The organism is Lysinibacillus sp. 54212, from assembly GCF_036662795.1.
In the GTDB taxonomy this organism is placed as follows: Bacteria; Bacillota; Bacilli; order Bacillales_A; family Planococcaceae; genus Lysinibacillus_B.
This window is the reverse complement of the sequence record NZ_JBAFWZ010000047.1, coordinates 1-10,174: the sequence shown is the minus strand read 5'-3', so window position 1 is coordinate 10,174 and position 10,174 is coordinate 1. Positions and strand designations below refer to the sequence as shown.

Here is a 10,174-nt window from a genome sequence, read left to right as displayed (position 1 = left end):
AGTACCCTACAAGAGGACTTTTTTAAGTGTCCATCTTATAGGGTACATTTTAAAAGACATTCGAAACGGCACCTTTACGACAAGGATGCTGGCATGTTGATGCGACCACAGCCCGAGCAATACTTCTTAGTAGATAATTATTAAGGATTGAAAGGGGTGCCCCGAAAGTAAATACTTTCTGGACACCCCCTTTCTTACTATTTTTGCATTTCTTCAATTTGTCGACGCTGCTCGGCAAGTAATTCTTCTACTTTTAATTCCTGCTCTCGTTCCTCTTGCTCTTTAATCCGCTTTGCTTCCGCTACTTGATACTTTTTATATCCAATCCTTGAGATCATAATACTGATTTCATAAAGGATAAACAACGGGATGGCAATAATGACATTCGATACAAAATCCGGCGGTGCTAATAACACAGAAATAACTATTAACACAAAATAGGCGTATTTACGAACCTTTATCATTAATGTTGGATTTATTAAACCAATTCGTGATGCAAAGAGCGTCACAACTGGCAGCTGGAACAAAAGTCCAAACGGTATGACTAATTTAAATAAAAATGAAAAATATTCTTTAATTCCGATCGTTTGCTCAATTCCTATGTCCTCAGACAAGCCCACCATAAACTTAAGAATGAATGGGAATAACACATAATAAGCGAAGCACATACCGCCTATAAACAGAACAAATGCATACGGGATGTACTTTAGTGTGGCTTTCCGTTCCTCTTCATATAAACCTGGCGTAATAAACGCCCAAAGCTGATACAGAAGGATTGGCGATATAAAAATAAATGCCACGGCAACAGTTACTTGTAAATAGACTGTTAATGGGGCTGATACATCAAAGACATGCAGCGTTATGTTTTTGGCTTGCTCGCCATTTTGAATATATTTAATGATTGGCTTCGCTAAGTAAAAGCCTCCTAAAAGTGCCATCACAAAAAAGATAGCGACGGTAAAGAGGCGTTTCCTCAGCTCTTCCATATGCTCTATGACAGTTTGTTCTTTCGGATTCATACTATAATCCTCAACTTATTACTTTGTTTGTTGATCGTTATCTTTATGCTCAATAACGTTCTTTTTTACATCATCATCATCTTCAGTTAACCCTTTAGTAGCATGACGGAATTCGCGTAATGTCGAACCCATTGCTTTTCCTAGCTCCGGTAATTTCTTTGGTCCAAAGATTAATAAAGCTATAACACCGATGATAATTAGGCTTACAGGTGTAATCGCACTTACATGCACAACCACTATAGCCACCTCCTCTAGTATATGTACCATTTTAACTTAATACGGCATATTTTGCTAATAGATAATGTGAAGATTTTACGTCAGCTTTCACTATTACGAATTAAATAAATAAGTGCCTGCAATTCTACCGATAAATCTATATTCATTAGCTTCATCGAATCAGGTACTGTTAGTCTAACCGGTGTAAAATTTAAAATACCTTTGGCGTCCATTTTCACAAGTCGGTCCGTCATCATCTGAGCGGAACGAGATGATACCGTTAAAATAGCAAGCTCTGCATTAAATTCCTGATACATTTCCTCTAAGCGATCCGGGTGAAAAACTGGAATCCCGCTAATTTCCGTCCCCTCATATGGTGCCTTTGAGTCGAATGCTACGACAATTCTAGTATTGTGATTTTTCTGAAAATTATATTTTAAAAAAGCATTCCCTAGGTTACCGACCCCGATTAATGCAACATTTGTCGCTTCGTCCTGATCTAACGTCTCACGGAAAAACTCAAGTAAATGAGGAACATCATAGCCGTACCCCTTTTTCCCTAGTGCCCCGAAATATGAAAAATCCCGACGAATGGTCGCAGAATCGATTTTCATCGCATCACTTAATTCTTTAGATGAGATACGCTTTTTACCATCATTCGCAAAGTTTTGTAAAAAACGATAATAAAGAGGAAGCCTTTTTGTAGTTGCTTGTGGAATTTTCGTTTCTTTGTTCACACAGTCTCCTCCTATTTATTAATTGGAAATCGTTTTAATATTACTAAACCTGAGAGGACAAGTAAAGTACCTATCATTGCATGGTATAAGCGCTTCTATTACACTAAAAGTAGGAACTGAGGTGGAAAGCATGATTGTATTACAAGTAAATCAATTATATAAATCATTCGTAACAGATGAGGTGCTTAGTGGGGTAAAGCTCGAAGTACAGCATCGCGACCGCGTTGCACTTGTTGGCCGTAACGGTGCTGGCAAATCAACGCTTCTCAAAATTATAGCTGGGCAAATGTCCTATGATTCAGGTGAAATCATTATTCCAAAGGATGTGAAAATTGGCTATTTAGAGCAGCACGCTGGCATCCATTCCTCCCTTTCTATTTGGGACGAAATGATGACAATTTTTAATAGGCTTCGACTGATGGAAAATACGCTTCGAGGCTTAGAGCAAAAAATGGCCGATCCGATCGTTTATGAAAACAGTGACATGTACGCGCGTGTGATGGCGGAATATGATCAGCTACAGCATGACTTTAAGGAAGCAGGTGGCTATCAGTATGAGGCAGATACCCGCTCTGTACTTCACGGGCTGCAATTTTTCCCTGAAGACTATTCAAAGCCTATTACATCCCTTTCAGGTGGACAGCGTACTCGGTTAGCCCTAGCTAAGCTACTATTATCAAAGCCCGACTTACTTATTTTGGACGAGCCAACAAATCATTTAGATATTGAAACCTTATCGTGGTTAGAGAATTACCTAAAAGGCTATGACGGAGCAATTCTCATTGTATCCCATGACCGTTACTTCCTTGATCAAGTTGTATCAATTGTCTATGAGGTTTCTCGCACACGTGTTACGAAATATGTCGGTAACTATAGTCTCTATTTAGATGAAAAAGCAAAAAACTATGAGCGCGATATGAAAATGTTCGAGCGCCAACAAGATGAAAAGGCTAAACTTGAGGCATTTATTCAAAAAAATATCGCTCGAGCCTCAACTACAAAGATGGCTCAGTCCCGACGTAAAATGCTAGAGCGTACCGAATGGATGGACTCTCCCGATGGCGATGAAAAATCTGCTAGCTTTGGCTTTAAGATCAATCGTCAAAGCGGTAACGATGTGTTGTCCATAGATGAATTAGCTATTGGCTACCCTGGCAAGGAAATCTCGCGTAATATTTCTATGCGTCTTTTCCGCGAGGATCGAATCGCTTTAGTTGGGCCGAACGGTGTTGGAAAATCTACTCTACTAAAAACCGTTGTAAAGGATTTAGCCGCAATTCATGGTGAAATTCGTTACGGAACAAATGTACAAATAAGCTACTATGATCAAGAGCAGGCAAAGCTAAATAGTAATAAATCAGTGCTACAAGAGCTGTGGGATGAATGGCCATTAATGAACGAAAAAGATATTCGTACGGTACTCGGTCAATTCCTCTTTAGTGGTGACGATGTTTTAAAAACTGTAACCTCATTATCTGGTGGAGAAAAGGCTCGTCTAGCTCTAGCCAAGTTAATGATGCAAAAAGCCAATCTACTTGTACTAGATGAGCCGACGAACCATTTAGACTTAGATAGCAAAGAAATACTCGAAAATGCCCTAATAGAATATCCCGGCACATTACTTTTCGTTTCACATGACCGTTATTTTATAAATCGAATCGCCTCAAAGGTTGTAGAGCTGTCCTCTACTGGTGCCTTCGAATATTTAGGCGACTATGATTATTATGTCGAGAAAAAGCTAGAGCTTGAAGAACTTGCTGCAATGAAGGCCACTAATACGGTAAAGCTTGACCAATCTACACCTGTAAAAAGTACAACGTCCACAATCGATAAGGAAGCAAAAAAACGTGAACGGCAAATTCGCCGTGCTTTAGAAGAGCTTGAAACAAAAATGAGTAGTCTAGACGAAGAAATTACGTTATATGAGGAGGAGCTTTGTCTCCCAGACGTATTTGCTAATCATGAAAAAGCCCTTGAGATTCAGGAGAAGCTTGATGTAGCAAAATCAACCTATGATTCATTTGAAATCGAATGGCTAGAACTAAGCGAAGAGCTTGAGAATATTTAAAAGAAGGCTGTCCAAATGAGGGCAGCCTTCTTATTTATTGATGTTCTATACTACATACGGCCGAAGCTAACGCCGAATTTTCCTGCCAAATCGCTTTGCATATTGTAGTTTTTGGTATGCTGTATACGCTCCGTACGCCCACCCTAAAAATATAGTTGTGAACAAAGCAAATAGTAAATTTAGTGCCTTCAAAGCTATGTTAAATGCATTGCCAGGTTTTAAACGAAACGGCTGACGATCGCCTCCTCGAATGCTATGAAAAACATCCACGATCTGCGCCCTCCCATGTACTAATGCTAATGGATAAAAAATTAATCCAAACAGTACTATCATGCCAAAAAATGAATACATTACATATGAGTAGGGATTTAAATAGCCTAACACACTAAAAAAGACAATTGCTAAAACAACGCCAGCAATGAGTAGTACAATCATTTTTCTTTTTTCCTTCTCGTAATTCATGGACAGCCCTCCTTAAACTAGTGTCTATATTGTTCATATATGAATAAATTTTTGTAGACATACCATATTAATATGGGTATATATCATTCATTATTCCATCATAATATGCTTTTATAGCAGTTTGTCGAATCCATTTACATATATATTGGTCAATATACAAATTTCGCGTAAAAAACTCCACAATTTTATACACATTAGAAATGCAGTTATAACAACATATCAACAGAGTTTTCCACATTATCCACAATCCAAATTTTGTTTTTCCACATGTTTTTGTGAAAAACGTAACACAATATATAGAAAAATCACAGTTTACCCACAAGTTATCCACAGTTTGTGCATAAGTACGAGTGTTCGTGTTGACTTTTTTTAATAACTTGTTCTAACCTGTGGATAAGTTTTCAGAAAACTCCTACATCAATAAAATTATAGAATAAACAAGCTATCTCGCGACAAAATTCAACATATTTTCAACAGAATCTATTTCGTACAAAAATAAAAGAACATTACGAAATTACGTAATGTCCTTACTACTTTATGTCCAGCTAGTAAGTTCCATTCCTGGCTTACCATTCATTTTTAAATTACCTTGTACGCCTGCTTCATACATATAGAAGCCAGCAGCCCCTATCATAGCGGCATTATCCGTACAGAGCTTTAACGGAGGGACATAAAATGGAATTCCTTCCGCCGCAAACGTTCGCTCTAGGGCTGTTCTTAAGCCCTTGTTTGCCGATACACCACCCGCAGCAATAACTTGTTTCACATTGTATTCTCGGGCTGCTCGTAAGGTTTTCGTAGTTAATACTTCCACAACACTATCCTGGAAGCCTTTCGCTACGTGGGACGGGATAATTTCCTCCCCCCGTTGATTCATATTATGCTTATAATTAATAACTGCCGATTTTAATCCACTGAAGCTAAAATCATATGAGCCTTCCTCGAGCCAAACCCGTGGGAACGGTACCGCTTCTTCCGCTTCATGTGCTAGTCGATCGATATGTGGACCACCAGGATACGGTAAATTAAGTACACGCGCTACCTTATCGTACGCCTCACCCGCAGCATCATCACGCGTCTCACCAATTAACTCAAAGCTACCATGCTCCTTCATATACACGAGCTCCGTATGCCCTCCAGACACTACAAGTGCTAGTAACGGAAATTCCATCGGCTGTAAGAGTGCATTTGCGTAAATATGCCCAGCAATATGATGCACCGGAATAAGTGGGAGGCTATGAGCAAAAGCAAAAGCCTTCGCAGCATTAATTCCAATTAAAAGTGCACCTACTAAACCCGGCCCCTCTGTAACAGCAACAGCTGCTAAATCACTTGGCTCCACACCCGCTTGTGCTAATGCTTCTTCAATGACAATCGTCATTTGCTCCACATGATGACGAGAAGCGATTTCAGGTACTACCCCGCCAAAACGTTTATGACTTTCAATTTGAGACGAAACAACGTTTGAAATGATCTCCGTGCCATTTTTAATAATACTAGCCGCTGTTTCATCACAGCTTGTCTCAATTGCTAAAATATATTTATCCATGTAAATTCACCCACATTACGAGAGCATCCTCTCCATTATCCGTATAATAACCCTTTCGAATACCACCGTCCTGAAAGCCTAATTTTTGATAAAGGGTTTTCGCTGGTGTGTTCGATACTCGTACTTCTAAGCTCATCACATCCATGTTTGCCTCACGTGCAATACGCATTGCCTCACGCATTAGTGTTTCCCCAATGCCCTGCCCTCGTACATTCTCAACTACGGCTACATTTGTAATTTGTGCTGCATCAATCACAAGCCACATTCCACAAAAGCCAATAATACCAGATTCGTCCTCTGCCACTATATAATGAGCAAATTGATTTTCGCGCATTTCATAATGAAAAGAATCTAATGTCCACGGTATTGGAAATGTTGCCACTTCGATAGCATACACTGCCTCTACATCCTCAGGCGTCATCTTTCGGTACTGAATCATTCCTGCACCTTCTTTTGTTCCTTAATCCAGTTAGCTTCCGCTTCTGCAATTCGTCGATACTGAGGGACAAACGAATGGACAGACTCTACTGCAGGTAATGGCTGCTTTGCTGCTAATTTAATAAGCTCGGAAGCTCTTGGTAAATCGAGCGTAAATGGTGCACGAATTGCCTTTTCACCTAATACATCAACAATTATTTCAAAATACATATCAACATCCGTACCGATAAATAGAACCGGCTCTCGTAGCCCACTTAATTTTTCTATCAGTGTATCAATACTAGCATGCGTTTCAGCAATAACTGTTTCAAGTGTATCTCCTCTATATGCCGCTGTATACACATGTTGGCGACGTGCATCAAATAACGGGCAAATGATCCCATTAAATAACTCGGCATTCGCTGCTAAGGCTTGCAGACTCGAAACCCCTACTAAAGGCTTCTTCAAGGTCCACGCGAGCGTCTTCGCTATTGTTACACCTATTCGTACACCTGTATAAGAGCCAGGTCCCTCTGAAACAGCAATTGCATCGATCTCAGCAGGCTGTATCGAAGCTTTCGCAAAAACCTCTTCAATTGCTGGCATTGCACCTACAGAGTGGGTTAATTTATTATTTTGTACAACTTCTGCTAGTACTTTTCCATCCTTCACAATCGTGACAGAAAGTGGTGCATTCGCTGTATCAATTCCTAACCAAATCATTTTAATAACTCCTTACACAACCCGACGTATGCTTCGCCCATTGGTTTAAATACAAATTTCCTTGCAGTATCATCAATACGCGTTATCTCAATTGCAAGACGTTCTGCTGGTAGATCTTCTTCAATTAAATGCGCCCATTCCACTACTGTTACTGCATCACCGTAAAAAATCTCATCCCAACCTAAATCCTCATCACTATCTGCTAAACGATACACATCCAAATGATTTAAAGGTAATCGCCCCTCATATTGCTTCATAATTGTAAAGGTTGGACTATTAACAGTTCGTGTAATACCTAATCCTTTTGCTAAAGCTTGCGTAAAGGTTGTTTTCCCTGCTCCTAAATCACCTTCAAGTGTAATCGTATGCTGTGCCTTAAGAAGCTGCGATAAATCATAAGCAAGTCGTTTTGTTTCTTCAATTGATCTTATATGCTTTTCAAATACCATCTTCATATTCCCTTCCAGAATGCATTACTTCTAGTTTACTTGAAGCGCTTGAAATGTTCAAAACTAATACATAAAGAAAAAGCATCTCAATTTTACGAAATGCCTTTACTCACGTGTAGAATGCCCACGTTGTTCTACTATTTTTTTACTTACAAGTTTACTATCCTTAAATTCTATTTGATACGCCTGTGTCATTAATATTTCATCTTTCCAAAAGAATAGGTTTTCCTCTTGCTGCTCACCCTGACCACCAGCTATTTCAACAACCTCCAAATAAGTCATGCCTTCCATCAGCTGATGGTATTCAGTCTCGTTCATATATTTTTGCCATTCATATGAGTTCGAATCCTCAATCGCTATTAGTTCATTTTCACATCCAAGCAATCCTAAGGCGATTATTCCTATGCCCACTGTTTTCACTAATCCAATTAGTGTCAAATTCACACCCCCACTGGTAAAATACATGTTATTTTAACACTCTATATTTATATATAGCTCGTCGAAACAACGCAAATCTAGTATATGAAGGGGTAGAGATTTAGATGTTTAAATTTAAGTAAATTGCTACTTTTGCCCTTTTTATCAACGGGTCTTGTTGTTTTTAAGGTATATTCAATAAGGTTATAGTACTTGATCGTTTGCAAAGCTTTCTTAGCAATACATTTTATTAAATAAAAAAAAGCCTTTATAAGAATCTGCTTCTTATAAAAACTACAAATAAAATGGCGGTCCCGACCGGGATCGAACCGGCGATCTCCTGCGTGACAGGCAGGCATGTTAACCGCTACACCACGGGACCATTTATTCAATTATCTCTTTAGGACATTTTTTATTATAGCAAGTAGTTAAAAGAATGACAATAGCTTTTTTACAATTTAAATTAAATTTTAACTATATTTCAATATTTTTAAGATTTATAACCCTTTATAATAAAAGAAAAACGACCACTTTTGGTCGTTTTTCTTTTAACGTGAATGCACCTTTTCTCCTTGAACCCACACTTCACGAATGTTTTCTGGACGAGCTAAATACATCATTTTTTGGAAAATATCGTGTAAAGGCTCATTCTCATCGTAAATCGGAAGTCTGGCCGATGGAATCTTTGTATCAATCACTTGAACATCCCAAGTATAGTTTTCAGCTATGCACCCTATTGGTAAACTTAAGCTTTCCCCACCACCAGCAGTAGCAAAGTAAAAGGCTTCATTAACCGTAATGCGAGCATCCCGTACACCTCGTTCATTCGCAGGGAGCGCTGGGTTCACACCATCTTCTAACATACGAGATGACATAACCGCTTGACGGATATTGTCAAACAAGCTAGGAGAAAATCCACCTGAAATATCAGAACCTAGACCAATATCAACTCCTTTAGCATGGAAATGTGCAAGTGGAATCACGCTATTAGCAAAATAAGCATTTGAAATAGGACAGTGACTAATCGCCGTTCCTGTTTGTACAAATAGGTCGGCATCAGCATCATCTAAGAAATTACAGTGCGCCATGACTGATTTTTCACGTAAAAGCCCAAAATCATGTAATGCAAAAGCATCATTTTTACCATAGCGCTCTTGTACATACTGATGCGCCCAATCACTTTCACTACAATGTGACTGGATGTACGTATCATACTTAGCTGCTAATTCCCCTAAGCCTTGTAGCCCTTCAGTTGTACAGCTCGGAATAAAACGCGGTGTCACAACAGGATAAACGCCTTGCTTTACTGATTCTCCTAATTCTTTTACCGCTAAAATAAATTCTTCCGTATCAACTAGTGCAGCCCTCGTATCGTTATCCCGATAATACGATGGAGTCTGTTCTGGATTATCCATTACGACTTTCCCAACTAATCCACGCTGTCCTTTTTTAGCACATATTTCCGCAAGCAAAATACTAGCTTCCTTATGCACTGTCGCAAAATAGAGGGCCGTTGTCGTACCATTTGCTAGTAAAGTACTAACAACATCCTCATATACCCTTTTAGCAAAGGATATATTTGAAAATTTCGATTCAATAGGAAATGTATATGTGTTTAGCCAATCAAAAAGCGGAATATCCAATGCGGTTCCGGATTGTGCCCATTGTGGTGCGTGCACATGTAAATCAACAAATCCAGGGAGCAAGTATTGCCCTTCCGCTAACTGATGGAAGTTGTCCTTGCCCTCATACATATTTAATAATATGTCATAATCATCCTCTGCTGGTGCAACAATTTTTTCGATCATGCCATCCTCATTTATACAATAAAGATGATTTTCTAATATTTGAAGTTCTTTTGGAGAATTGCTCGAAAAAGCAGTTCCTCGGAAAATATGTGTGTAGTTCGACATAGATGCTCCTTCAATGTTGTAATATTCGAATGCTCTCAGTATAGGGTTTTTTTATAGGAAAGTCTATCATATAAAGTCAGGTATTTAATTGAATCAATGAGACGAAGAATTTAAAACAACAGAAAAAAGCCTGAGATAATTCTCAGACCTTTGTTTGTGCCTAGCGACGTCCTACTCTCACAGGGGGAAGCCCCCAACTACCAT

General features: G+C 39.0%; 11 protein-coding genes and 1 tRNA gene. 1 reads left to right on the top strand and 11 read right to left on the bottom strand.

Annotated features, from left to right (window positions below):
* Positions 1-197 precede the first annotated feature (197 nt).
* From tatC to V4T18_RS17885, 3 genes are all read right to left on the bottom strand, one after another.
* A complete protein-coding gene (gene tatC / locus V4T18_RS17895; RefSeq protein ID WP_332651755.1) occupies positions 198-1,019 on the bottom strand; it encodes a twin-arginine translocase subunit TatC in 822 nt (273 codons plus the stop codon).
* An 18-nt stretch (positions 1,020-1,037) separates the two neighbouring features.
* Positions 1,038-1,256 carry a twin-arginine translocase TatA/TatE family subunit gene (locus V4T18_RS17890; protein ID WP_332651753.1) on the bottom strand — a complete coding sequence of 73 codons (219 nt, stop codon included), beginning with the start codon at positions 1,254-1,256 and terminating at the stop codon, positions 1,038-1,040.
* Positions 1,257-1,336: 80 nt separating this feature from the next.
* Positions 1,337-1,972, bottom strand: a complete 636-nt coding sequence (locus V4T18_RS17885) for a redox-sensing transcriptional repressor Rex (RefSeq protein WP_332651751.1) — start codon at positions 1,970-1,972, stop codon at positions 1,337-1,339.
* A gap of 130 nt (positions 1,973-2,102) precedes the next feature.
* Here V4T18_RS17885 and V4T18_RS17880 point away from each other — a divergent pair, with 130 nt between their 5' ends.
* Complete coding sequence (locus tag V4T18_RS17880) at positions 2,103-4,040, top strand: ABC-F family ATP-binding cassette domain-containing protein (RefSeq protein WP_332651749.1); 1,938 nt, start codon at positions 2,103-2,105, stop codon at positions 4,038-4,040.
* Between the two features lie 66 nt (positions 4,041-4,106).
* On the opposite strand, the gene V4T18_RS17875 is transcribed toward V4T18_RS17880, so the two are convergent.
* The 8 genes from V4T18_RS17875 to guaD all read right to left on the bottom strand — a co-directional run bounded on the left by V4T18_RS17875 (position 4,107) and on the right by guaD (position 9,970).
* The gene (locus V4T18_RS17875) at positions 4,107-4,502 is read right to left on the bottom strand and encodes a hypothetical protein (RefSeq protein WP_332651748.1); all 396 of its coding nucleotides are present in this window, start codon (positions 4,500-4,502) and stop codon (positions 4,107-4,109) included.
* A 535-nt stretch (positions 4,503-5,037) separates the two neighbouring features.
* Entirely contained in the window at positions 5,038-6,051 is a 1,014-nt protein-coding gene (gene tsaD / locus V4T18_RS17870; protein ID WP_332651747.1) for a tRNA (adenosine(37)-N6)-threonylcarbamoyltransferase complex transferase subunit TsaD, read from the bottom strand.
* Complete coding sequence (gene rimI, locus V4T18_RS17865) at positions 6,044-6,490, bottom strand: ribosomal protein S18-alanine N-acetyltransferase (RefSeq protein ID WP_332651746.1); 447 nt, start codon at positions 6,488-6,490, stop codon at positions 6,044-6,046. Before rimI ends, tsaD begins: the two co-directional genes overlap by 8 nt.
* The gene (tsaB, locus tag V4T18_RS17860) at positions 6,487-7,191 is read right to left on the bottom strand and encodes a tRNA (adenosine(37)-N6)-threonylcarbamoyltransferase complex dimerization subunit type 1 TsaB (protein WP_332651744.1); all 705 of its coding nucleotides are present in this window, start codon (positions 7,189-7,191) and stop codon (positions 6,487-6,489) included. The genes rimI and tsaB overlap by 4 nt, the downstream gene beginning before the upstream one ends.
* A complete protein-coding gene (tsaE, locus tag V4T18_RS17855; RefSeq protein WP_332651757.1) occupies positions 7,188-7,640 on the bottom strand; it encodes a tRNA (adenosine(37)-N6)-threonylcarbamoyltransferase complex ATPase subunit type 1 TsaE in 453 nt (150 codons plus the stop codon). Before tsaE ends, tsaB begins: the two co-directional genes overlap by 4 nt.
* A 105-nt stretch (positions 7,641-7,745) precedes the next feature.
* Positions 7,746-8,078, bottom strand: coding sequence for a hypothetical protein (locus V4T18_RS17850; protein WP_332651743.1), 333 nt, complete (start codon positions 8,076-8,078; stop codon positions 7,746-7,748).
* A gap of 285 nt (positions 8,079-8,363) precedes the next feature.
* Positions 8,364-8,439 (bottom strand) — tRNA-Asp (locus tag V4T18_RS17845).
* Between the two features lie 166 nt (positions 8,440-8,605).
* Positions 8,606-9,970 carry a guanine deaminase gene (guaD, locus tag V4T18_RS17840; protein WP_332651741.1) on the bottom strand — a complete coding sequence of 455 codons (1,365 nt, stop codon included), beginning with the start codon at positions 9,968-9,970 and terminating at the stop codon, positions 8,606-8,608.
* Positions 9,971-10,174 lie beyond the last annotated feature (204 nt).